This is a genomic window from Nostoc linckia z4 (assembly GCF_002608075.1).
GTDB lineage: Bacteria > Cyanobacteriota > Cyanobacteriia > Cyanobacteriales > Nostocaceae > Nostoc > Nostoc linckia.
The window spans coordinates 33,276-58,051 of the sequence record NZ_LAHA01000026.1; the positions used below are offsets into that span (position 1 = coordinate 33,276).

Sequence of the window (24,776 nt, forward strand, 5' to 3'; positions counted from 1 at the left end):
AAGTCGGAAAAAGGTGAAAAGGTTTGGTATTTTCCCTTTCCCCTTTAACCTTTTCCCTTTTCCCTTTTCCCACAAGAGTGCTTTTACGGATGATGAGCTAAGCGCCTTAGTAATATTGAATTTGTAACGACGCTAACAGAACTGAAAGCCATTAACGCAGCAGCACCCGATGGATGAAGAACAAAACCGAAACTAGGGAGTAAAACACCTGCTGCTAATGGAATACCAACAGTATTATATGCAAAAGCCCAGAACAGATTTTGGCGAATTTTGTTGAAGGTGGCGCGACTGAGTTGAATAGATTCGACGACATCGTTTAGACGATCGCGCATCAGCACAATTTCAGCAGTTTCCATTGCCACATCTGTCCCAGAGTATAAAGCAATTCCGACATCGGCTTGTGATAAAGCTGGAGCATCGTTGATGCCATCACCAACCATTGCTACACAAGAGTGGGGAGTGGGGAATGTGGAGTAGGGAGTGAGGAGTGAGGAGTGAGGAGTGAGGAGTGAGGAGTTTTTCTGGTCTCCATGTCCCCTTGTCCCCGTGTCCCCTTGTCCCCGCGTCCCCGTGTCTCCTTTTCCCCTTGTCCCCGTGTCCCCGTGTCCCCTTGTCCCCGTGTCTCCATGTCCCCGTGTCCCTTCTAACTGAAGAGCCTGTATTGCAGCGGCTTTTTTAGCGGGGGGGACACCTGCGATGACATCGGGGCTATCTAATCCTAATTCTTTGGCTATGGCGTTGGCTGCCTCTGGGCGATCGCCACTGAGCAGCATTACTCGTAAGCCCATGTGACGTAATTTATCTACGGTGGTTTTGGCATCTGGTCTGAGACCATCGCAAACAGCAATTAGTCCGGCTAAAGTTCCTCCAACTGCCACGAAAACCACTGTTTTACCTGCTGTTGCCCAATCCTCTGCTAACTGTTGTGCAGTGTCACTCATGGCAATCCCATGCCAACTCAACCAATGGGAATTACCCAACAGCACAACTGTGCCTTCTACCACTGCTGATACCCCTAGTCCTGGTTCTGTGTGAAAGTCCACAGCCTCTGGAATTGATAACTCTTGGCGCTGTGCTTCTTGCTGAATCGCTTTTGCTAAGGGATGGTGAGTACCGCTTTCTACGGCTGCGGCTAGTTGGATTAGGGATTGGGGATTTCCAGTGTCTAGTTCTTCAATTAATACACAATCTGTGACTACGGGTTTACCTGTGGTCAATGTGCCGGTTTTATCAAAAACTATGGTGTTTAGCTGGTGTACTTTTTGTAAAACGTCGCCGCCTTTGATTAACAGACCGCGTTCAGCCCCCATACCAGTACCGACAAGAATGGCTGTTGGTGTGGCGAGTCCCAAAGCGCAGGGACAAGCCACTACCATAACGGCGATCGCTAGCTTTAAGCTAATTAATAAGGGGGAGTGGGTAGAGACGTGATTCATCGCCTCTGTAGTCAGTGGGGAGTGGTGAGCCATTTCCATACCACCGGACATGATGACATCAGGCCAGATGTGAGTGCCAAAAAAGTACCAAAAGATGAATGTTAATACAGATGCTGTCAATACACCGTAGGTAAAATAACCTGCTACTGTATCCGCTAGTTTTTGTACTGGGGCTTTGCGGGTTTGGGCAGCTTCTACCAGGGCAACAATTTGAGCTAAAGTTGTATCGCTACCGACACGTGTTGCTTGAATAGCGATCGCTCCTGATTGATTGATTGTCCCGCCTGTTACTAAATCTCCCGGCTGCTTGCTCACTGGTACTGCTTCCCCAGTCAGCATCGACTCATCTACTGTTGTTTGACCAGCTACCACTTCACCATCAACGGGGATCTTATCACCAGGCAGCACCTGTAACCATTCCCCAACTCGCACGTGTTCGGCGGGAATTTCTACACTGGCCGATCCGACTCCTGTTTTTTCTGGATTGGGAATTAACCGCGCTAACAATGGCTGGAGTGCCAGCAATTTCCTAAATGCGGCGGCGGCCCTACCCCTAGCTTGTTGCTCTAATGTCCTTCCTAATAAAATAAAGCCCAGCATCATTACTGGTTCGTCAAAAAAGCACTCCCAACCCATTTGGGGAAAAAGCAACGCGATTAAACTGGCAATGTAAGCTGTTATGGTTCCCAATCCCACTAGGGTGTTCATGTTAGGTGCGTTTCGCCGCCACCCCAACCAACCATCAACTAAAATCACGCGGCCAGGAATGAGTATGGCGATGGTCGCCAGTCCACAGTGGAACCAGATGTTATTCAATATTGGCAATGCTGAACCGCCAATATTACCAAAATGTCCACTTGCCGACAACACCAGCAACAGTGCAGCAATCAGCAACTGTCTCAGTGAAGAGTGCATTTGTTGGCGTTGTCGTTCTGCTTGGTCTGTTAATTTAGATGTCTCCCCTGCTAGCGTACCGCCAGCTTTTCGCGCTTGAGTGGGGAATCCTACAGTGGTTAATTGCTTTGCCAGTGCATCCGCATCTACCGTACCTGCTTCTGACTCTATAACTGCTACCTCTGTCGCTAAGTTCACACAGGCACTTTTGACTCCCGGATACTGGGTTAACTGTTTTTCTACTGCTTTCACACACCCAGCACACATCATACCTTGGACATCTAGAATAACTTTTTCTAGAATTGGCGCAAATTCTCGGTCTACCTTAGTTTTGGGAACAAGTTGCATGGCAAGTGTTTAGATTCGCTACGAAAATTCAACGCTTGACTAAAAAGCGTCTCTAATTCGAGCGTAGGCGAAATATGGAACTACGACTTAACGTCAACCATATTAAATTTATTAATTTATCCTAGCGTGCTGGGGGTCAATCACGTCGCCAGCGTAAATAAGTCACATAAATGATAGCAGCAACTTGTATTGGCATCAGGACAATAAGGCTTTTCCAAAAATTGTCAATTTCTAAATTAGACATGGCACTGAAATAGCCAAAGCCTAATAACAATAAGACTATCCAGATTAGATGTTTACGTTTAATAGTTAGCACACAGTAACAAATTGTCAAATTATAACTTTCATACTTTTAGCTGTTGACAGTTCACAGTTAACTGTCAACAGTCAATAGACAAATATTTGCTGCGTTAAATACGGAAAAGTTTATGTAATTTCACACAGTAAGTCAAGTGTAAAATATCAGTTTCTCAACTTTGTAAAAGTTAAGAACTGGACTTTTCCAAAAGGGAACCGAAAACCCGAAATAGATAGGAGTTGAGGATTTGGAAATAAAAGCCTATTTTCAAAAAACTAAGGGTTTCAAAGTAGACACGGTTTAGAACCAACCCTGCTTATTCACAAAGTAGGTGTTTACAAATTGTTCAGGGGATTTATTCAAGTAAATCATGCCTTCTATTAAACCTACAAGTTGCATAACCAATAAGGCAACGCCGTAGGTAAAAGAACCGCCAACTATGGAAACAACCAACATGATAAAGCCTTCTGGGGCATATCCAAGAATAAACTTATGAACGCCAAATCCTCCCAGGATAATGCCACAGTAGCCAGCTAAAAGTTGTTTGGTAGGATGGCTAGGATTGAGATTTGCCATATGAGTGCTGCTCCTTAATTAAGTGAGGTATAAAAATAAAGTCTTTATTGTAATAAAAGGAGTAAAAGTAAATATATTTGCTAAACAAATATATTATTAATTTTACAAATATGAATAAACACCAACAACGAGAACCACAATTACCATGCTTCTAGCCTGAAAAAGACCTTGGCAAGATCGGACATGAAATGTCTTCAAAATTTGTAGCTCGTTGTGGGCTGTTGCTGGATTTAATTGCAAATCCTGGTGCAGCAATTGTGCTTTATTCTCAATGGAAATTAAGCTTAATCATCAAAAACAACTGCTATGCACACCACTTTTTACAAATCCATCAGTATTATTTCCGGAGTTTTTTACGACGGCAGCAATCACGAATATTGGTTATGTAGCTAGTACAAATCCGAGATTGTAACTCCTGTTTAGTTATCAATCACTACTTGCACAAGTGCATACAAGATTTGTAATCTAATTCATTACAGACACAAATGACTCTCCAAGCCAACTAAAATCTCGAAAATGGCTAAAATCACCTCTATGAGAATAAATGCTTAGCTTGATAGTTTGTAGTCTATGTTCAGAGCATTATTTAATTTGCTTTTGCCTTTGTTTAGCTTTTAGCGAGTATTTATGCTTACAACCAATTATAACCAGTAAATCGTTGCTATCTATGCAGATAAAATCAGATATTTTCATTTTTCGCAACCGTATGTTTATTGTGTTATTTACTACCTAATATAAAGAGGCTTAATAATGTCCCGCTATTCCAGAGACTGTGGAGGAGTATGGGAGCGAGGAGATTGCGCGATCGCGTGTAGACTACACCCAAGACAATACCCAATGCGGTGAGTGGTAGAATTTCTGATAGGCTCAGATGAGCGATGGCAAACAGCAAGCTACTAACAAGAATTGATGCCCAGACTGGTAAATAACGAGTCAGAGAGGGTAACAAAAAGCCGCGAAATAGAAGTTCTTCAAAAAATGGAGCAGCGATGGCCGCTGTAAAGAAAAACATACCAAGTGCTACAGTATCTTGGCTTTCCAGGGCTAATTGCAATAGAGGATTGCTACCACCCTGTCCTTGCCAAAGTTGTTGATTAATTAAAGATACGACGACAACTATGGGTAAAGCAGCACAATAGCCCCCCAGTCCCCACAAAAACCACTTATCTTGAAAACGGAAGCGAAACCAGAATTCTGGTAATGGAAAAAAGCGTTTAATAGAGAAATACAGTACTAACAAAGCTCCTGATGCTACCAGTACATAACTAACTAAAACCGAAAAAGCCTGGAGTCGCACATCAGTGAAGGGACGCGGAATAGGAAGCAGCGATATTAGCGCGGGTACAAAAAGTTGTCCCATGAAGAAAAAGCCGACGACAAAAACCTGCAAAACCGTTTCTACATCCCAAGGCGTTGACCAAGCTAAATCAGCATTTTGGGCTAATAAAGAAGCTTTGCCTTTGAGTAAGCGTTGAGCAAACAAGAAAATTAACAGTATTAAACCGATTAATGCCGCCAGAGTGGGAATAGTACCAATAATTGCCAACTTCAATACTGCACTAGTAGCCGCTTGTTGTTGTGCAGCTTGAACTGCGGATAGAGCTTCTTGGCGCTGCTGGAGTTGATATAGCCGAACCAAAGCAGTAGAGCTAAACCAACCTTCTAAGTTCTTTTGAATCGGTTGTTGAGCATTGGGGAGCAAGCGGGGAGGACTACTCCACAACCCACTTAATACAGCAGCAGTTTGTCCGAATTCTGGATTGATATCTGAGCGCTTTTGTAATTCGCTCCAAGTTTTAAGGGCTGCATCTGTCTGTCCTTGCTCGGCTTGTAAAATTCCCAGTCGCAGGTCTAATTCAGCTAGTAATTTTTGTAGTTCCTGAAAAGACTTTTGTAACTGTTGCTGCTGTGCTTGCTGAGAAGTTTTATTAGTAGGAGAAACATCTGGCAGAGGTTTAGGAGGTGTGGGAGCGATTTCCGATTGAGAGCGCAACTGTGCAAGTTTGTCGTTAACTTTGTCCAAATTAGTTTGAACAGATTGACGCGCTTCTTGATACTGCTTTGTAGCGCTTTCTAAGGGTTGGTCGCCAAGTATCGCGCCTCGAATGGACTGAAGATTGTCATCGCTAGTATTTTCTGATTGTAAAGCTTGGGCTTGTAGAGCGATATTAGTTTGGTACAGTTCTAAGCGGCTTTGAAACTGGGGTTCTTGCCAACTACCAAATAAAGACAAAACAGCCAATAGAACTGCCATTGGCGTCATAATGAAAACTAAAATTAACCGCTTGAGTGTCATCTACACCTCTTTTACCGTACTCAGTGCTGAGTTAAGAGTTAGGAGTTAAGAGTTAGGAGTTAAGAGTTATTGTTTCCACACTCCCTATTTCCCTTATCCCTGCGTCTGTTCTCTTTACGTCTCCTTGGGAATTATCGCAAGAAAAAGTCAGAGGTGGATAGATATTATCAATATTATGAGTCTGCGATGTCTACGACGGGCTACGCCTACGCACCCATCATGTTAAATTACAACCCATTGCACTGCTTACCCTCCGCCGAGGATTTGCCTGATTCTGACGATGAACCTGTGGATAATCAACTACAACACTTGATTCCTGGCTTGCTAGAAGCCATCTTAGCTTGGCTGTGGGCAAACCGCATGGATTGGTTTTTCGGTGTTGATATGGGGATTTATTACGATCCCGAACTGCCTCCAATTGTCCCAGATGGGTTTTTAAGCTTGGGAGTAGAGCGAGTTTTTGATGAAAACTTGCGTTTAAGTTATGTATTGTGGGAAGAAAATGTGATGCCAATTATGGCATTAGAAGTTGTTTCTCACAGACGGCGTGGAGAATACACCAGCAAAAAGAAACTTTATGCTGAGATGGAAATTTTATATTATGTTGTTTACAACCCCGAACGCCGCAGAAAACCACCTTTAGAGGTTTACCGTTTTGTAAATGGCGAATATGTATTGCAACCTGGAAATCCGGTTTGGTTACCAGAAATAAATTTAGCAATTGGCTACGAACGGGGAATTTATCAAGGAATTACGCGGGATTGGTTGTATTGGTATGACGCGCAACAAGTTAGATATTTGACACCAGAAGAACGCGCTACTGCTGCTGAACAACGCGCTCAAAGATTGGCAGAAGAATTACGAAGATTGGGGATAGATCCAGATGCTTTGAGTTGATTTGGTGAGGGGGCGATCGCTCTGTTTATACTCTTACTAATAACTAATTCTATAATGTCACTCATGAATGGTTAAAGTAATTCAACGTGAGATAATAAGTAGATAGTCATAATTAAATCTAAGATGTCATTGCGAGCGAAGCGAAGCAATCCCAGAGACTTTGCGATTGCTTCGCTTCGCTCTCTACGAGACGCTACGCGAACGCAATGACAGAACATATTATATTTATTTATGTCCATCTACTTACAAGCGTTTAAATATTTCTATTTTGCCATTGTTTAGGATTGCGTTTGACATGGTAGCAAGCAATTACAGTGATAACATTTTCTTCTACAACATAAATAACACCATAGGGAAACCTACGTATTAATGCTCGTCGTGCTTGCCGATACACCACAGGATAAGCTAAAGGGTTACGACCGATTAAAGCTAAACAGCTATCAATTGCACGTACAAATTCCGAACCTAATCCAGAATCGCGTTGCTCGTACCATTCAAAAGCATCTTGAATATCTAATTCTGCTTCTGGACTAATTATTAACTGATAGCTCATTCAGATAAACCTAGTCTTTGCTTGACTGATTGCCAGCTTGAACCTCGGTTTGGGTCTTGGCGATGCATTTCCAAACGTCTATCTAATTCTTGTTTTTGCTCATCGCTGAGAGGAACTTCATCTGGTGTGGCAAGAATACTGTCCCATAAATCTTCGGCAAGTTGTATACGTTCTGATACACTGAGTTCAGAAATATCTACTTTTAATATCGGGTGCATCGTGATTGTTAATTTATTTGCTCAATCTAGTTTTATCTTAAATGATAAATTACTTATTTTTTTCAATATAGTAAAGCATTAGGTTTAATAACTAACCTATTCTATCCTGTACCCAAGCACGAAATAATTTCAGCAAAGCAATTTCACCCATACTTTTACTTTGTTCAATAAATCTGCTTATATCACTCACTGAAACTATAGGAAAGGCAATACTAAGCTTAGATTCAATATATTGTCCTTCTACCAATTGATAAAATTTTAAATCTTGTCCGTTATACCTCCAAAGTTCATTTACGCCCAGTGCTGCATAAATGTCAAATTTGTTAACTGAACTGCTAGTAATATCAATCTCAATTGCTAAATCAGGTGGCGGATCTGTTTCTAAATTTAGCTTTTGCTTACCTCTAATAGCTGCTTCATTCTGGATATAATAACAAGTATCTGGTTCTATTCCTTTTTTTGCTATTTTTCGTTTCAATGTTGTTGAACCAGCACTTCTGACTTCAATATCTAATTCTTCAGCTAAAGCAATGATAAAATTACCAAAATTGCTTTTAGGATTTTCATGCTCAAACAGTGGTGTCATAATTTCTAAAGTGCCGCAGTCATAAGCAAAGCGAGAACCTCTATCTTCCCCTGTCTCTCTGAGCAAGGCTTCAAAGGTTTCCCAACTAATGTTATATAGGACTGTTCTTTGTTCGGCAGGAAGTGACTCAACAAGCATATTAAAATACTTCTTCTGTCAGGATGCTAGATAAAATTCCTAAAATTTTACCTATGTCACTAATATAATGTTCGCCTAAGTCAATTTCAACTACTTGCCCAATTAGCTTTAAAAATTTCCAGTTGGTTCCAGTGGTGACAGTACCATAAATTGTTTTAATGTTATTTCCTTCACGTTCATTAAACAATTTAGCTGCTAACATCTCTGCTACGCACTGACCTAATCGTGCATTGATATTTTCTTTTTTAGCTTCTACAATTGTTATAATTGGCGCATTGAGAATTAAGAGTTCTGGCGAACGGCTAATAATAAAGTCGCAATTTCCATTTAATCCCTGTGGTGCATCTACAGTAAAATCGATACCCGAAAATAAACTTATTTGATTATTTAAAGATTTTCTTATAGCAATTAAAATTGGCGCAATAATCATTTCGGAACGAGATTTTTCTGTATTACTTGCTAAAGCTAAAGGAATATTTTCTTGTAATATTTCTGCAAGTAATGGAAAGCACTCTATTGGTGGGATAGATGCAAATATATCAATTTTGTCAGAAATGATTAAATCGAAGGTTTTTCTAACTTTATCAAGAGTAAAGTCACTGTAAGACATTTTAAATACTCCTGTAATTAATCCAGGTAGTGAAATTGTGCCAAATATTATTACTTAATAATTGACACAATCAGTATCTAAACATTGTCTACCGTTAACTAGAGAATTCAGCAAAAAACTCTAAAGTTTCCTTGAGTGCTTTGATAAAAACATCAATTTCCTCACGGGTATTGTAGAACGATAAACTGGCGCGTGCGCTTGCGGGAATTCCTAAGTAGCGGTGTAATGGTTGAGTGCAATGGTGTCCAGAACGAATGGCAATGCCTTCTTGATCTAATAATGTAGATAAGTCGTTGGCGTGGACTCCTGCGGCGGTAAATGTCGCTAAGGCGGCTCTACCTTCTCCTTGAGCATTTGGTTTGGGGCCGTAAATTCTAATTTGCGGAATTTGCTCTAATTGTTGGAACAAATAAGCTGTTAATTCTGCTTCGTAGGCGTGGATTTTATCCATGCCAATACTACTAAGATAATCTACAGCCGCACCAAGAGCGATCGCTTCCCCAATTGCAGGCGTACCAGCTTCAAATTTGTGGGGTAATTCTGCATAGGTGGAATGGTCTAAATACACCTCTGCAATCATTTCGCCACCACCAAAAAATGGCGGCATTGATTGTAATAATTCCAACTTGCCATACAAAAATCCGATGCCAGTTGGAGCGCACATTTTATGACCGGAAGCCACTAACCAATCACAATCTATTTCTTGGACATTAATGGGAAAATGGGGTACACTTTGACAAGCATCGACTAAGAATTTCGCACCGTATCTGTGAGCAATACTAGCAATTTCCTGCACTGGATTAATACAACCCAAAGCATTAGAAATATGCACTACTGACACCAGTTTTGTCTTTTGGGAAATCAGCTTTTTAAACTGTTCTAAATCAAAAGTTTCTTCTGGTGTCAGTTCGACAAATTTCAACACCGCGCCAGTTTTTTGTGCCACCAATTGCCAAGGCACAATATTACTGTGGTGTTCCATCACTGAGAGAATAATTTCATCTCCCGGTTGTAAATTATTCATTCCCCAACTGTAGGCGACTAAATTAATCGCCTCACTAGCGTTGCGGGTGTAGACAATTTCTTGACGGGATGCTGCATTAATAAATTTAGCAACTTTATCTCGTGCAGCTTCATAAGCATCGGTAGCCTTAGCACTCAAAGTATGAGCGCCACGATGCACATTAGCATTATATTGCTCGTAATAATCCCGTAGGGTATTTAATACCAGCAAAGGCTTTTGCGATGTTGCAGCATTATCGAGATAAACTAGGGTTTTCTCATTGACTTCCTGATGCAAAATCGGGAAATCAGCGCGAACTTTATCGGCAAGGGTTTTAGTAGTGGTGAAAGTCATTGGTAGATTCAAGCAATTTTGGATTTTAGATTTTAGATTTTAGATTGGAGAATTTCAGCTAAAATCTAAAATTCGCCTTGGGATTGAAACTTTTTTAAATCTTGGATTTTGAATGTTCAATCCAAAATCCAAAATTGGGTCAAGATTCAAGCGAGATTGACTTAAGATTATTAACTGTGCTTAACAGGTTTTCTCGGAGAGAGGGAACGGGTATTTGGTTGATAATTTCAGCGGCGAAGGCGTTAATTAACAATTTGCGGGCATCATTTTCATCGATTCCCCGACTTTGGAGGTAGAAGATTTCATCGTCCTCTAATTGACTGACGGTAGCACCGTGAGCGCATTTGACGTTATCCGCAGTAATTTCTAATTGGGGTTTAGTATCGACTCTGGCTTTTGATGATAGCAGCAAATTGCGATTTAGCTGGGCTGCATCTGTCAGCTGCGCCGGTTTGGGAACAAAAACTTTACCATTGAACACTGCATGAGCGCGATCGCCAACAATACACTTATGCAACTGTTTACTTGTACCATAAGGATAATTCAGAGCGATCGCACTGTGAGTATCCGCCAATTGCTTGCCAGAAATCATCGTCAACCCATTGAGAGTAGTTTGGGTTTGTTCGCCAGTTTGCAAAACTTCCAAATTGTGCCGCGATAATTTTGCACCAAAAGTTATGGCATGACAAGTATATCGACTATCACGGGACTGAGCGATCGCAGTTTTCCCAATATGAAAAACCTCTGCACCTTCTCGCTCAACCCTAGTGTGACTCACCTGGGCATTTTCACCAACCCAAATTTCCGTCACCGCATTAGTAAATCTCTCCTTCTCTGTGTCCTCTGCGCCTTTGCGGTTCGTATACTCTTCTACCAAAGTCACCTGCGAACCACCTTCCGCCACCACCAAACAACGCGGCTGTGAAATCGTCGCACTCTCACCCGTAACCGCAACAAACACTAGATGAATTGGCGTCTCAACTACCACATTCTTCTTCACCCAAACCACTGCTGCATCAGTGATTCCAGCAGTATTCAGAGCCGTAAAAACCTCTTGCGCTCCCTCAGCTTGAGCTAAATACTGTTGTACGGCTTCCTGTTGAGCCACAGATAACCCAGCCAAATTACTCACCACTACTCCAGGGGGTAAATCTTTGACTGCGGATAACTCCGACGCATAAACGCCATTCACAAAAACCAAACGACTGTTAGCCGTTTCTTTTAAAATCTCTGGTAAAGACGTTACATGTAACGTTTCTACATTAAATTGCACTTGTCGCAGAGAAGATAAATCAGTAAAGCGCCATTCTTCTTCGCGGGTGTTAGGAATAGTAGAGTGGCGTACCACGTTAGCTGCGCTTTCACGTAGACTTTGCAACCACCCTTCTGTTTTGGATGCGGTTACTTGATTTAACAAGTTAATTAAATACGCATCTTTATCCAACAGAGTCGCTGTCAAACTCACTGCATCCGAGTTAGGAATTGAGCTAGGAGAAACTTGAATCGTCATTAGACACCCACCTCGGCTGCGAATTCTGCCAGCACCCAGTCATAACCGCGAGACTCCAATTCTAGTGCCAATTCTTTACCGCCACTGGTGAGAATCCGTCCGTTTGCCATCACATGGACAAAATCTGGCACAATATAATCGAGTAACCGTTGGTAGTGGGTAATCAAAATCGTGGAATTTTCTGGACTTGCCAGTTGATTTACGCCATTAGCCACAATTCTCAGCGCGTCAATATCCAAACCCGAATCAGTTTCATCCAAAATTGCCAACTTCGGTTCTAACAGCGCCATTTGCAGAATTTCATTCCGCTTTTTCTCACCACCAGAAAACCCTTCATTCAAACTCCGATCTAGGAAAGCGGCATTCATTTTTACCACTTCCAGCTTTTCCTCAATTAAATCATCAAAATCAAAGGCGTCTATTTCTTCTAAACCCTGTGCTTTGCGCCGGGAATTGTATGCCACCCGCAAGAAATCCAAATTGCTGACACCAGGAATTTCCAACGGATATTGGAAAGCCAAAAACACACCACTTCTTGCTCTTTCCTCTGGTTCCAACTCCAGCAGATTTTGTCCTTGGAAAATCACCTCACCGCCAGTCACCTCATACGCCGGGTGTCCAGCCAACACCTTAGAAAAGGTACTCTTACCAGAACCATTGGGCCCCATGATCGCATGAATTTCACCCGATCGCACCTCCAAATTCACACCCTTTAAAATTGGTGTGCCATCAACATTAGCCGTCAGATTCCTTACTGACAGCACAACTTCGCTATTTTCAATAATCATCTTTTCTCCCTTCTCTTTCTTCTCTTTCTTCTCTTTCTTCTCTTTCTTTGCGCCCTTTGCGTCCTTTGCGGTTCGTTAATTCCAATTGCAAATCTAGACGCCTAGCATAGGTAAAGAAAAATCGAACCACAGAGGACGCAGAGAACACGGAGAAATAAGAGTTAGAGAGTTTTTTTGCATAAATTCTGGCATAGACAAACAAACACTGATGTATCTGTGTTCATCTGTCTATTTTTGCTTCCACTTATCCAACACTGCCTTCCAACTTCAAACTCAACAACTTATCAGCTTCCACAGCAAATTCCATTGGTAACTGATTGAAAACATCCTTACAGAAGCCGCTAATCATCATCGAAATTGCATCTTCTGAAGAAATGCCCCGTTGAGCGAAGTAAAATAACTGGTCTTCCCCAATCTTTGAAGTAGAAGCTTCATGTTCTACCTTGGCAGTATTATTTTGCACCTGGATATAAGGGAAAGTATTGGCGTGGGCATTATCCCCAATCAGCATAGAGTCGCATTGAGAATAGTTTCTCGCTCCTTTCGCAGTTGGATTTACCTTCACCAAACCACGGTAACTATTACTCGATTTACCTGCGGATATTCCCTTAGAAATAATTGTACTGCGGGTATTCTTACCTACGTGAACCATCTTTGTACCCGTGTCGGCTTGCTGCATATTATTTGTCAGCGCCACAGAGTAGAATTCACCCACAGAGTTATCACCCACCAACACACAGCTAGGATATTTCCAAGTAATTGCCGAACCTGTTTCTACTTGAGTCCAGGAAATCTTGGAATTTACGCCCTGACACAAACCGCGCTTAGTGACAAAGTTATAAATACCGCCTTTACCGTTGGCATCCCCAGCGTACCAGTTTTGGACGGTGGAATATTTAATTTCGGCGTTGTCCAGGGCGACGAGTTCCACCACTGCGGCGTGCAGCTGGTTGCTATCATACATTGGCGCGGTACAACCTTCGAGGTAGGAAACGTAGCTACCTTCTTCGGCGACAATCAAAGTCCGCTCAAATTGTCCCGTGTCTCCGGAGTTGATGCGGAAGTAGGTAGACAGTTCCATCGGACATTTAACGCCTTTGGGAATATAGACAAAGGAACCATCGCTAAATACCGCAGAATTGAGGGCGGCAAAATAATTGTCAGCTATGGGAACGACACTACCCAGGTATTTTTTTACGAGTTCTGGGTGTTCCTGCAACGCTTCGGAAATCGAGCAGAAAATCACGCCGTCTTTGGCTAGCTTTTCTTTAAATGTAGTGGCAACAGAAACGCTATCAAAAATCGCATCCACAGCCACATTGGCCAGTCGCTTTTGTTCCGATAAAGGAATACCCAACTTTTCAAAGGTTTCCAGCAGCGTTGGATCTACTTCTTCCAAGCTGTTGAGTTTTTCTTTCTTGCGTTTTGGCGCTGAGTAATAAATAATATCTTGATAATTAATGGGCGGATACTTGACGTTCGGCCAAGTTGGTTCTGTCATTTTTTGCCACTGGCGATAAGCCTTCAGGCGAAATTCCAACATGAACTCTGGCTCGTTTTTCTTCGCCGAAATCAAGCGGATAACATCCTCGTCTAATCCACGGGGGATAGTATCCGTCTCAATGTCGGTGACAAAGCCGTACTTGTAAGGTTGGTTGACTAAGGTTTTGACAGTGGCACTCATCGCTAATAATCTCTCGTGTTCAGTTCAATCTCTTTAAGGATGGGAGACAAGATATTGCCGATTCCCATATCGCGTTACGGAGTGGTTACACGGCTGCTAGAATGGTAGTGGAGACTAAAACAACATAGCTATTGTTTTATGTATCTCCATTTTACGCTAAATTAACAACAACAATGTTGTCAAAGTCAAATTTCAAAAGAAATTTTTGGGACGTTCCCGCAGCGTCTGACATCAGAAGATGGCGACTATCAACCAGTCCTCAACCAAGCAAGAGATCCTAGAGTACCTGCACAAGCACGAAAAAGCAACAGCCATTGAGCTAGCTGAAGTTTTAGACGTTAGCAAGCAAGCGATTCGCCGTCACCTGAAAGATTTGGAGACGGAGGAGCTAGTTTTGTTTTCCATATCAGAACAAGCCGGCATGGGGCGTCCGCAGCACGTTTATCAACTAAGTCGTCAAGGACGCGATCGCTTGCATCGAACAATTAGCGATCGCTTTGGTGACGCCAGTGGTAATTTTGCTGTTTCATTGCTGGATACCTTAGCAGAAACCGTAGGACACGACCAATTTAAAACGATTTTACAAAAACAGTGGGAGCGTAAAGCACAAGAATATCGCGATCGCGTGGGTAACGGTTCCCTAAAAGAACGCGTAGCCAACTTAGTAGAGTTGAGAAAAGCTGAAGGTTTTATGGCAGAGTATCACTCTGTTGATGTGCATGACTCCTCTAGAAGTGAAAGCTTCATATTATTAGAACATAACTGCGCCATTTCCAACGTTGCTGAATCTTTCCCCACAATTTGCGGTCATGAATTACAAATGTTTGCAGCCGTATTACCAGACTGTACTGTAGAACGCACCCACTGGATTATCAACGGCGAACACCGTTGCGGTTATTTGGTACAAGCTTGTAATTAGTCATTGGTAATTAGTCATTAGTCATTGGTTATGAATTATTCTGCCTTGTCTCCCTTGTCTCCCTCATCTCCCCATACCCAATACCCCATGCCCAACAAAATAAATTTGAGATAGCATTTTATGGATGTAGCACCACAGCAACCGTCAACGCAATTTTTAACACTGGAGGAGTCAGCACAAGTAGACGCGGCTTTGTTATCTTCCCCAGAAAAATTTTTAACCAGATTAACAGTTTCATCACTTAAACTTTTAAAATACATTGCTCAAGAATACGGTGTTGCTATTGAAGACTTGACAGCACAACAAGTAATTGCTTGGTTTGAAAAAGATGGAAAAATTCGCCGCGAGCAAGGAATTGAAGCTTCATTTTTGAAGTGGTAATTGTGGTCACAAAGTCGAAATTAAAAAAAAATAACCATACACAATATCCCGCTTATAAAAAACAGAAATGTTTCTTATAAGCGGGATATTCATCAACAAGATAAGTAGAAGGACTAAATTAAATCTAATATCATGTCCGGTAAATTACTTGTGATATGTCATTGCGAGTGCAACGAAGTGGAACGACGCAATCGCAAGGATTCTGCGATTACTTCACTTCGCTATCGCTACGTACCCTGTAATGACAAGCATTTAGCCGGACTTGATATAACTCGATCTCGCCGGGTTTCGACACTTCGACACGCTCAGTGCATCGCTGCGCTCAACCCTCTTGGAATAAGCTTACCTGACATTGAGCGGAGTCGAAATGCGTCTTCTAAATAATTGTGTCCACCTACTTATATCTTGGCAACTGTACCTAAAGGCTATTTATGGAAGTGAGAAATTTGAAATTATATACTCACCCATCCTGTCAACTGTCAACAACCAACACGAAAAGATGACAAATCAAATGCTGTTGGCAGCTTATCTATTTATTTTTGTGACTCTGGCGTCCTGCTTTAGAATGTTGTTCTGATGTGCCTCCTTGGGTTCCCTTTTCTTGAGTATCGGAATCTTCATTATCTCGATTACGATTGCCTTTGTGGGAACTCTTGCCTCCTTCACGGCCGATTTCAGCCATGTGTTCTCTATCCTGACTTACAGCTTCACCACCTTTGTGTCCAGCTTCACGAGCTTCTTCAGGTGTAAATTCATGGGCGGTACCCTTCTCATGGGCAGCTTGTCCGCCTTTGCTTGCTATTTCGCGTTGCTTATCTTCATCCATCGAGGCAAAACCACGCTTGCTTGTATCTGACATAACAATACTCCTTGTTACTAATTAAGGCTTTGACTTTTTCAGCCAATCAAAACCTAAAATCGGTTTTCCATTACATCTATTGGCTCCCTCTATTTAGCTACTGAAATCAGCTATCTTCATGAACCTTAGGAAATAAAAAATAAAAACTTTTCCTCAACTTTTGACGTAGAACTAAAGTTGTTAGTTGATATTAGAGTCTATAGCTAAAATACAGTTTAATACTACCAAATAATAAACTTGATATTGGCTGGCTTATTAATACAAAATATTAGATTATGATAATTTTTGATAAAATAAAAATACTAAATTTTATCTTCAACCTTATAGTTATATTTGTGTTAATAACATTGCTTATAGTTAGTTGTAATTATGAAAATAGAATCATTAGAAATTCTGGCAATAATAATCAAATAAATAAGGAAACAAACACGATGAAATTAGAAAGTAGCGCTTTTAAATCTAATGAATTAATTCCTGCTAAATACACTTGTGATGGGAAAGATATTTCTCCACCTCTCCTTTGGGATGAAATTCCCATAGGAACGCAAACCATAGCATTGATTGTTGACGATCCTGATGCACCAGGACGAATATTTGTTCATTGGCTTGTTTACAATATTCCAAATACAACTCATCAACTAACAGAGCATACTCCAACTGTAAAAACTCTACCCAATGGTGCAGTACAGGGTAAAAATGATTTTGGTAAGTTTGGTTACGGCGGCCCTTGTCCACCAAGTGGCATCCATCGTTACTTTTTTAAACTTTATGCTTTAGATAAAAGCTTAGATTTAGCCATAGGGGCTACAAAAAACCAAATTTTAGCAGCAATGGAAGGTCATATTTTGGCAAGCGCAGAATTGATTGGAAGATACAAACGCCAGTCTTAATGAAGAATACAGAATACAGAATTCAGAATTCAGAATTCAGAATCAATTAATGTGTTGTGTCTGCGGGAAGGGATGGGGTAGTTCCGACTTATACCGATTGAAAAAATCTTTGGGCCCTTACGATACCTCTGTCTCATTCTTTTTTTAATGATTACTCTTGAATTGTGTTTTGATAAACAAAAAGCACCTTCAAAAAAGGTGCTTTTAAAAGAATGCGATAAATATTAGAAATTGGCGAAGGGCTAATTTTTTAAGGATTGTAATTGTTAGTCCGAGGACTGCGAGCGCCACTTACAGATCCCATCATTGCAGCCACTAAACCCAACAAGGAACCAAACACAAACCACCACAATCCCGAACGTACATTAGCTGCAATGTCGCGAGCTTCTTGAGCTGTTACGTTTGTTCGTGGCAAATTAGGAGTGCCAACTTGGTTTATGACTTGTGCGGCGTTGGAAGCAGCAACACCAAAAGCACCAGATACTCCACTTGCAAGTAACCAAGAACTAGCTGCCAAAGTAGTTGCCCAAAGAATTGCCCCGTTAAGAAGAGCTGTATTCCGGTTCATTGGCCCGCAAGCGCGAGCTGTCACCCAACCGCCAGTAAATAAAGAAATTAATAAAGCAATAGTTGACCAAAGCCCCGCACTACCAGCAGCATTGGGGGCTATTGACCTGGGCGCACCTGAACCTTCAACTGTACCTGCTGCAACAGCACCAATTATGGCGCTCAAAATTAATTGAGTAGCTAAAGCAATTAACAAACCAGCAAGAATTGGCCCCCAGCGAACAAGATCGTGATATTCCACTACCCGGCCTGCTACCGCAGGCTCAGTAGAAATAACTTCATTGCCTGTTCGATTTACGTATGACATAGCTTATATTCTCCAGTGCTGTTTCAGCAAAGTTTTTGTTCAGGTATATTTATGTTGTATGCTTCAAATTAAATAACTAAATTATCTGCTTTAATATCTATCAATAGAAATAACTAATATGTCTATCTTTAGTTATAAAAAAGAGACTTTATTTAATAGGTTGTAATCCAATTTAACTGGAATTAAATTTTGTGAATAATTACTCATCAAATGTGGATGTAAAAATTTTTAAAATATGGCAAGGGACTGGGGACTGGCGACTGGGGACTGAGTAAAAAGTCTCTTTATGTCTAAGTTTTATCGTCTGTTAATGTCCTAATCACCTTGGGTCTTGTTATGAAATTTAAAATAAAACCCAACTATAAATTTTCTTATGAACTAGCCTAGTTGTATCTGCAATTAGGCTAAATACAAAACTTTATGAAAATTATCACAAATAGAAATAAAAATTAACGTATTCTCACAGCAGTACCTGTGGCGGTAATCAGCATTAAAACTCCTGACTGATCGACATTGATGGTGCCAGTATCAATTTCTATACCGATTACAGCATTTGCTCCTAAGCGTTGCGCTCGTTGTTCTAATTCATCTAAGGCTTTGCGTTGACCCTGCTCAAATAAACGCTCGTAACTACCGGTGCGTCCACCAACAATATCCCGAATCCCTGCTAAAAAATCTCGCAAAAAATTGCTTCCATAAACAACTTCTGCTGTCACAATACCTAAATATGATTCGATAACGGCTCCTTGAATCACATCAGTAGTAGTTATAATCATCGATTACCCTCATGAATATACATCAATATTATATCTAGAAAAATAGGCAAAAACGAATAGGGAACAATGAATGAAAAAGAAGTATTTTATCGATATTTGTGGGATTTTCTTGTAATTAATTGTCTTGAAAATAAAAAGTAGAGAGTAGGGGGAACCAATCATTTTCAGGTTTGGTTGTGGGATGTTCTGGTGATTGACTGCTTTGATATTTGCAGTCATTTGTGTAGTAAGATAATTGGGAATAAATAATTTGGTATTTGAATTTGCTCCCTGGAGGAGTAGGTAAAGATACAATTAATCTCTGCTCTAATTGCTCTTTTTAACTAGGTGGATATCATTTAATTAGGGATTCCAAGTAATTTATACTTAGACAACTAAAGTGTGTTATGGACAAGTTTGATATATATACTTTGTAGAGAATTTTACAAAAGCGATCGCCACTCCACTTGAGAGTATTGTCTAATTAGAAATAAAATTTTTAGGAACATTTTGTTTGTTGGATCGATCTTACCGTGTAATGACTAAAAAACTATCCAAATACCTGGATATTGGTCTACTAAAGTTAGTATCAAGGAATCAAGTTTGAGAAAAATTAGATACAGATTCAGTAAATTTTTCCACAAAATAACAAACTACTATGAATGTTTTAGTCTCTGCCAATATTTAGTACATCCCCAATCAAAGGTTAGTTGCAATATTTATGTAATAAGTGTAAGCACTGAGGAAAACTGTAACTTTTGTTATTTCAATGATTGATATGCAGAAGAATTTACTTTACTGATTAAGAGCTTACACAGCACCAATCAGTAAAAACTCTGTTATCTCGCGTTGATTGTAAAGGAAAGAGCAAATGAACAATTAATGTCCAAATCAATGCGAAAAAATACAGTTTTCAAAAGTCCACATTTTTGTTTTAATGTACAAGAAAAAAGTCCTCTAAAATTTCAGGAAATTTACTGTGTACAAGCCAACATCATTTGTGTTTAGTGTGCTGTTACTAGGATGTTTTGCTTTTACTACGCCTACGCCAGTACAGGCTCAGGTGTTAGTGGCGCAAAATAAAAACCCAGAATTAAAGCAATTACTAGAAGAAGGGCGGAGGTTAGTTGATACAGGTGATTATGGAGGCGCGATCGCAGCTTATCAACAAGCAGCTAGCCTAGATCCCAAGAATGCTAAGATTCATTCAGGTATTGGTTATTTATACGCTCAACAAGGAAATTATCAAGCGGCATTAACGGCTTATCGTAAGGCGATCGCCATCAACCCTAACAATAGTGATTTTTATTACGCTGTCGGTTACATCAAAGCTAATTTGGGAGACACTGTAGGGGCAAAAGAAGGTTACCGTCGTGCCATACAGTTGAACCGTAATAATGTTAACGCCTACTTAGGCTTAGCTGTAACTCAATCTCGGCTTGGAGATTATACTGCTGCTAGCTGGGCATACGAACAAGCACTTAGTTTAGATAGAAATAATGCCCAAACGTATGAATTAATGGGTTCTATGTATAAACAGCGACGGCAAGCTAAACAAGCCAACACTGCACTCCAAAAAGCCCGCGACTTGTATAAGCGCCGCAATGACTTAGATGGTGTGGACAGAGTGGAAGCCATGCTGCGCCAGTTAGGAGGATGAAATTAATCTAACTGGCGTCCAGTTAATTCCACAAAAATGTCTTCCAGATTCGAGGGACGCACCATCATTCCAGTTTTATCAGGCTGTTGATTCAAGTAAATATTTGCTGCTTCTAACGAAGGGAAAAACAAATATTCTAAAGATAAGGCACTGTCACTTCCTACTTCCGATAAACTTAATTGCTTCATCACCAAACCTTCACCGTAAGTAGAACGCAGTTCTTTTAGGGTTCCTAAAGAAATTAGTTTGCCGCCATCCATAATACCGATGCGTCCTGGTTTGGCGGAACCAAAAGCATCGCAGAGAAATTCGACCTCATCCATATAATGAGTCGTTAGTAGCATCGTCATCCCCTGCTTATTCAAATCTCGAATAATTTCCCAAAGGCGTCGCCTAGTTTGGGGGTCTAGTCCTACCGTTGGTTCATCCAAAAACAACATTTGCGGCTGATGCAATAATGCTCTTGCTATCTGCAATCGTCGTTTCATACCCCCAGACAAGGTTTTGACCAAATCATGACGTTTTTCCGTGAGTTCAACATATTCCAACCATTGATTAATTAATTGTTGTCGCTGCGGGTTGCTAATATGATGTAGCCTCCCATGCAGTTCCATATTTTCCCAAACAGTTAAATCGTTATCTACACTGACTTGCTGCAAGACTACGCCAATACTTTGTTTTGCCAACATTGATTGGTTGACCACATCATAGCCGTTGATTTCTATCCGTCCTTTGGTGGGTTTGGTTAGTGTAGTCAGCATCCGAATGGTGGTGGATTTTCCTGCGCCATTGGGGCCTAGTAGAGCAAATATTTCTCCTGCTTCAATTTCAAATGACAAATCATTAACTACAGGCACGTTGTTGTAAAACTTGTAGACATTTTCTAATAAGACAGCAGCAGTCATGGTAATTTTGCCCCGATTAAAAATTTCAAATCACCGCAATCAGAATTGAGAATTCAGAAATAGAATAGGCTCTGTGCCTAGATACCAGATATACAGCATTTTTCAGGTATATGAACTACATCGGTAGGGGCATAATACCAATTCGCAATGAACTTCGCCTCCCCGCTTGCATAACTGTACAGACAAACGAGCTAACGCTAAAGTAGCAAATTTAGTCGCAAAAATAACAAATGCGAGCGCAAAAATAAAAATGTGACCGCAAAAATAACAAATGCGAGCGCAAAAATAATAAATGCGAGCGCAAAAATAATAAATGCGACCGCGAAAATAAAAATGCGACCGCGAAAATAAAAATGCGACCGCAAAAATAACAAATGCGAGCGCGAAAATAATACCTATTCAAAAAATATTTGCGACAGATACCCCACCCGCTTGTCAAGGGGAGGGGTCTTGTCTATGTGTCGCATTCTTTTTGCGAGATTGCCGTTCGTGGATTTTAGATCCCCGACTTCTTGAAAAAGTCGGGGATCTGGGCACAAATGAAAACTTATCTCTGTATCCTCTGCGTCTGGAGTTGTCAAACCTCAGAGAACAGCGAGTTAATGGTGCAAGCGTCATTAACCCACCCTCGTAAATTGGCGAAGGTATTGTTTAATACAATAGAATTTATTGGAATAATTGGAATAAGCTTTGCATTAAATTTATTAATGTATTTCAATTTCCACATCTTAAATAGATATACAAATGAACAATTGTTTGAAAATTACCTTTGATAGCAGAAAAACAGCATTAGCGATTCGAGTTAATCAGCCAGCAGAATTGCCAAATGCTTTACAGGAAATAGGACTGAGTGATTCTCGTCCTGTTTTAGTGGTGGTGGGGGGTGCAAGTAATATCAGTGAAACAGACTTTCTCCGCATCCAACGGTTGTTTGTGGAAGTTTTAGCCCCCATTGCTGAAACTTTGGGCGCTTATGTGGTCGATGGGGGTACGGATGTGGGGGTTATGCGATTAATAGGTACGGCTCGTTCTCAGATAGGTGCTAAGTTTGCTTTGGTTGGCGTCACACCCACAGGTAAAGTTGCTTTACCAAATAAATTAGAAACGGATGCTAATTTAACGCCCTTAGAGCCAAATCACACTCATTTTGTGCTAATTCCTGGTAGTAATTGGGGCGATGAATCTCCTTGGATATCTAATGTCGCAACGGTGTTGGCTGGGAACGCACCTTCGGTGACAGTGCTTTTGAACGGTGGCGAAATTACCTTTCAAGATGCCTTTTGTAGCGTTAATACTGGTAGGTTAGTTGTAGTGATTGGTGGTAGTGGTAGAACCGCAGATATACTTGCTAGTGCTTTGGCTGGAAACCCAACGGACGATCGCGCCCAAGAGTTAGCAAAATCTGGTAAATTCCAGTGTATCAACTTAATCGACATAGAAAGGCGAGTTGATGACTTAGGGGAAATAATTAAGGGTTTGCTTGCTACCAAGGAGTAAATAATGGCGAAAAAAGATGCTTATCAAGAATTTTTAAAGGAAGATTTTAAGAAATTATTTGCCGGGATGAAGTTAACTGATGTCCAAAAACATTTTTTGGAATCGCGCTGGTTAGAGCAAGTACTGTGGATGGAAGGTAAGGCGAATCTGGCACGCGATCGCTATTATTTTTTACGGTTAACAACTATCATTGGTGGCATCATTCTTCCGGCATTAGTCAGTTTAAATATTAATACTATTTCCCCCGACAGTAAAACCACAAGAAATTTAATTGTTGGTTCAACTTTTGTGATTAGTCAATTAGTTGCTATTAGTGCTGCCATTGAAGAATTCTTTCATTATGGAGAACGCTGGCGACACTATCGCCGTACAGTGGAATCTTTGAAAACCCAAGGATGGCAATTTTCACAGTTGGCGGGCCCTTATCGTGATTATACAACTCACCTACAAGCATTTAATTTGTTTGCTGGTCAGGTAGAAGATATTATTCAGCGAGATGTGGAAGTATATGCCACTCAAGTTGTACTAGAGAAGAAAGAAGAAAAGCAGAATCAAGAAAACTATATTTTCACGCAAAATGCACAAATAACTAATGTTGAAGAAAAGAAAGAAGAATAAGCTGTCATGAGTATTTAACTTAGCACTATAGTTTTTGTTGGTTGTTGGTTGTTGACGGTTGACGGTTGACAGTTAAATAAACTCCCCCCTGTTAAAGAAAAACAAGGGGAGAGCGAAAACTAAAGTCCGGTAGGGTAATCGGGCTATTTAAGTTTTTATTATTTCTGAACTTTATCTTATTCCTCCTGAAGATAGAGAAAAATCTCTTATAAATTCTATGTTGGTAGCATTTGAAAAAAATTCCCCATTTTTGTTTAAAAATGGGGGAACGTGGAGTTAAAGTTCGTCAGGTGATCGGAATATCTGTTTATTTTGTCCTGATAATCTCTTTCTCAATTCCTCCGCAAGATAGATAAATAATGAATCAATATACTGATGGATGTATTCTTCAACACTTTAATACCAAAGAATACCTCTTTTATTCGCTTTCAGAAAAAAAGGCACAAAAGCTATGCTCCTCAAAACTTCACTTTCTTACACTTGTCGTGGATCTTCATCAGGTGGATGCCAACCACCTTTGATCCACAGACGACGCACTTTGATAATAGACCCTTCGTTGTGGCGTTCATCATTGAGGTCTAAACGATTACAAGTAGCTCGTCCTATGGAAGTAATGCCAACAATTTTTAGACCATCTGCTGACCAAATAAAGTGGTCATACCATTTTTGCTGCCGTGGATTAAACAGAGGTACAATTTCTCCTGTATTCGGATCGATTCCAGTTATAAAGTTATCGCGATATCCATTACAACGCTGGCAAGCTAATCCTAAGTTATTGTGGTCATCTGAGCCACCAAGAGACTGAGGCATAATATGGTCAATAGAAAATAAAGCGGCACTTGCTTCTTCTGAAGAATGACAGTATTCGCAAAGAAACTTAGCTCTTTCTCTGACGAATTTTTTAGTAGCATCATTAACTGTCATGACTCAGAAATGATTTTGGCATTGAGCAAGGTAAAAATTCTATCGAGTTCCAATATGCCTGACAATTCAGCCTCTTCTTCTGAAGTTAGCAATCCGGCTTTTTTCTTCTGTGAGAGTTCTTCAAGTCGAGACTGTAATTCTTCAGTAAATTTAAATAAATATATATCCCTAACTTTACTGAGTTTGATTCCAGAATCTACCCAGAATGAGGGTTGAACCATCATTTGAGTAATCATAAGCTGTATGTCTCGTTTAATTGAGCAGAATGCTGGTATTCTAACAGCAAATCTCACAAAATTAGCATT

The 24,776-nt window shown here is 40.6% G+C and carries 26 protein-coding genes; 8 read left to right on the forward strand and 18 right to left on the reverse strand.

Annotation, left to right across the window (positions count from 1 at the left end):
* Positions 1-83 precede the first annotated feature (83 nt).
* Entirely contained in the window at positions 84-2,678 is a 2,595-nt protein-coding gene (locus VF06_RS20410; protein WP_099067253.1) for a heavy metal translocating P-type ATPase, read from the reverse strand.
* A 598-nt stretch (positions 2,679-3,276) separates the two neighbouring features.
* On the reverse strand, positions 3,277-3,552 hold the full coding sequence (locus tag VF06_RS20420) for a TM2 domain-containing protein (RefSeq protein ID WP_099067255.1): 276 nt from the start codon (positions 3,550-3,552) through the stop codon (positions 3,277-3,279).
* Positions 3,553-3,740: 188 nt separating this feature from the next.
* Here VF06_RS20420 and VF06_RS42115 point away from each other — a divergent pair, with 188 nt between their 5' ends.
* A complete protein-coding gene (locus VF06_RS42115) occupies positions 3,741-3,941 on the forward strand; it encodes a hypothetical protein (protein WP_099067256.1) in 201 nt (66 codons plus the stop codon).
* Positions 3,942-4,270: 329 nt separating this feature from the next.
* On the opposite strand, the gene VF06_RS20430 is transcribed toward VF06_RS42115, so the two are convergent.
* Positions 4,271-5,848, reverse strand: a complete 1,578-nt coding sequence (locus VF06_RS20430; protein ID WP_099067257.1) for a CPBP family glutamic-type intramembrane protease — start codon at positions 5,846-5,848, stop codon at positions 4,271-4,273.
* A 219-nt stretch (positions 5,849-6,067) separates the two neighbouring features.
* On the opposite strand from VF06_RS20430, the gene VF06_RS20435 reads away from it, so the two are divergent.
* Positions 6,068-6,745: a Uma2 family endonuclease gene (locus tag VF06_RS20435; protein WP_099067258.1), complete on the forward strand. Its 678-nt coding sequence runs from the start codon at positions 6,068-6,070 to the stop codon at positions 6,743-6,745.
* A gap of 253 nt (positions 6,746-6,998) precedes the next feature.
* Here the strand turns inward: VF06_RS20435 and VF06_RS20440 are convergent, their stop codons facing one another.
* The 9 genes from VF06_RS20440 to sufB form a co-directional block, all read right to left on the reverse strand.
* Entirely contained in the window at positions 6,999-7,298 is a 300-nt protein-coding gene (locus VF06_RS20440) for a type II toxin-antitoxin system RelE/ParE family toxin (protein WP_099067259.1), read from the reverse strand.
* Positions 7,295-7,516 (reverse strand): addiction module protein, encoded by a 222-nt coding sequence (locus VF06_RS20445; protein WP_099067260.1) that lies wholly within the window; start codon positions 7,514-7,516, stop codon positions 7,295-7,297. Before VF06_RS20445 ends, VF06_RS20440 begins: the two co-directional genes overlap by 4 nt.
* Positions 7,517-7,607: 91 nt before the next feature.
* Positions 7,608-8,240 (reverse strand): Uma2 family endonuclease, encoded by a 633-nt coding sequence (locus tag VF06_RS20450; protein WP_099067261.1) that lies wholly within the window; start codon positions 8,238-8,240, stop codon positions 7,608-7,610.
* A 1-nt stretch (position 8,241) separates the two neighbouring features.
* A complete protein-coding gene (locus VF06_RS20455) occupies positions 8,242-8,850 on the reverse strand; it encodes a hypothetical protein (protein ID WP_099067262.1) in 609 nt (202 codons plus the stop codon).
* A 94-nt stretch (positions 8,851-8,944) separates the two neighbouring features.
* Positions 8,945-10,207, reverse strand: a complete 1,263-nt coding sequence (locus VF06_RS20460) for a cysteine desulfurase (RefSeq protein WP_099067263.1) — start codon at positions 10,205-10,207, stop codon at positions 8,945-8,947.
* A gap of 139 nt (positions 10,208-10,346) precedes the next feature.
* Entirely contained in the window at positions 10,347-11,717 is a 1,371-nt protein-coding gene (gene sufD, locus VF06_RS20465; RefSeq protein ID WP_099067264.1) for a Fe-S cluster assembly protein SufD, read from the reverse strand.
* Complete coding sequence (sufC, locus tag VF06_RS20470; protein ID WP_099067265.1) at positions 11,717-12,505, reverse strand: Fe-S cluster assembly ATPase SufC; 789 nt, start codon at positions 12,503-12,505, stop codon at positions 11,717-11,719. The genes sufD and sufC overlap by 1 nt, the downstream gene beginning before the upstream one ends.
* On the reverse strand, positions 12,495-12,635 hold the full coding sequence (locus tag VF06_RS41040; RefSeq protein WP_180267297.1) for a hypothetical protein: 141 nt from the start codon (positions 12,633-12,635) through the stop codon (positions 12,495-12,497). Before VF06_RS41040 ends, sufC begins: the two co-directional genes overlap by 11 nt.
* 114 nt (positions 12,636-12,749) lie before the next feature.
* Positions 12,750-14,189 (reverse strand): Fe-S cluster assembly protein SufB, encoded by a 1,440-nt coding sequence (gene sufB / locus VF06_RS20475; protein ID WP_099067266.1) that lies wholly within the window; start codon positions 14,187-14,189, stop codon positions 12,750-12,752.
* 238 nt (positions 14,190-14,427) lie between these two features.
* Here sufB and sufR point away from each other — a divergent pair, with 238 nt between their 5' ends.
* Together sufR and VF06_RS20485 are read left to right on the forward strand one after the other, a co-directional pair.
* A complete protein-coding gene (sufR, locus tag VF06_RS20480) occupies positions 14,428-15,108 on the forward strand; it encodes an iron-sulfur cluster biosynthesis transcriptional regulator SufR (protein WP_099067267.1) in 681 nt (226 codons plus the stop codon).
* 120 nt (positions 15,109-15,228) lie between these two features.
* Positions 15,229-15,489 (forward strand): NDH complex assembly factor CRR9, encoded by a 261-nt coding sequence (locus VF06_RS20485; protein ID WP_099067268.1) that lies wholly within the window; start codon positions 15,229-15,231, stop codon positions 15,487-15,489.
* Positions 15,490-16,018: 529 nt separating this feature from the next.
* On the opposite strand, the gene VF06_RS20490 is transcribed toward VF06_RS20485, so the two are convergent.
* A complete protein-coding gene (locus VF06_RS20490; protein WP_099067269.1) occupies positions 16,019-16,348 on the reverse strand; it encodes a con-10 family general stress protein in 330 nt (109 codons plus the stop codon).
* 431 nt (positions 16,349-16,779) lie between these two features.
* On the opposite strand from VF06_RS20490, the gene VF06_RS20495 reads away from it, so the two are divergent.
* On the forward strand, positions 16,780-17,238 hold the full coding sequence (locus VF06_RS20495; protein WP_099067270.1) for a YbhB/YbcL family Raf kinase inhibitor-like protein: 459 nt from the start codon (positions 16,780-16,782) through the stop codon (positions 17,236-17,238).
* A 250-nt stretch (positions 17,239-17,488) separates the two neighbouring features.
* Here VF06_RS20495 and VF06_RS20500 read toward each other — a convergent pair whose 3' ends face one another.
* Positions 17,489-18,112, reverse strand: coding sequence for a hypothetical protein (locus VF06_RS20500; protein ID WP_099067271.1), 624 nt, complete (start codon positions 18,110-18,112; stop codon positions 17,489-17,491).
* A gap of 449 nt (positions 18,113-18,561) precedes the next feature.
* A complete protein-coding gene (locus tag VF06_RS20505; protein WP_099067272.1) occupies positions 18,562-18,888 on the reverse strand; it encodes a YbjQ family protein in 327 nt (108 codons plus the stop codon).
* 958 nt (positions 18,889-19,846) lie between these two features.
* On the opposite strand from VF06_RS20505, the gene VF06_RS20510 reads away from it, so the two are divergent.
* Positions 19,847-20,527, forward strand: a complete 681-nt coding sequence (locus VF06_RS20510; RefSeq protein ID WP_099067273.1) for a tetratricopeptide repeat protein — start codon at positions 19,847-19,849, stop codon at positions 20,525-20,527.
* 2 nt (positions 20,528-20,529) lie between these two features.
* On the opposite strand, the gene VF06_RS20515 is transcribed toward VF06_RS20510, so the two are convergent.
* The gene (locus VF06_RS20515) at positions 20,530-21,432 is read right to left on the reverse strand and encodes an ABC transporter ATP-binding protein (RefSeq protein WP_099067274.1); all 903 of its coding nucleotides are present in this window, start codon (positions 21,430-21,432) and stop codon (positions 20,530-20,532) included.
* Between the two features lie 744 nt (positions 21,433-22,176).
* Between VF06_RS20515 and VF06_RS20520 the strand changes: the two genes are divergently transcribed.
* A complete protein-coding gene (locus tag VF06_RS20520; protein ID WP_099067275.1) occupies positions 22,177-22,929 on the forward strand; it encodes a TRP family putative cation channel in 753 nt (250 codons plus the stop codon).
* Positions 22,930-22,932: 3 nt separating this feature from the next.
* Positions 22,933-23,547 (forward strand): DUF4231 domain-containing protein, encoded by a 615-nt coding sequence (locus VF06_RS20525; protein ID WP_099067276.1) that lies wholly within the window; start codon positions 22,933-22,935, stop codon positions 23,545-23,547.
* A 474-nt stretch (positions 23,548-24,021) separates the two neighbouring features.
* Here VF06_RS20525 and VF06_RS20530 read toward each other — a convergent pair whose 3' ends face one another.
* Together VF06_RS20530 and VF06_RS20535 are read right to left on the reverse strand one after the other, a co-directional pair.
* Positions 24,022-24,471 (reverse strand): HNH endonuclease, encoded by a 450-nt coding sequence (locus VF06_RS20530; RefSeq protein WP_099067277.1) that lies wholly within the window; start codon positions 24,469-24,471, stop codon positions 24,022-24,024.
* Positions 24,468-24,707: a hypothetical protein gene (locus VF06_RS20535; protein ID WP_099067278.1), complete on the reverse strand. Its 240-nt coding sequence runs from the start codon at positions 24,705-24,707 to the stop codon at positions 24,468-24,470. The genes VF06_RS20530 and VF06_RS20535 overlap by 4 nt, the downstream gene beginning before the upstream one ends.
* Positions 24,708-24,776 lie beyond the last annotated feature (69 nt).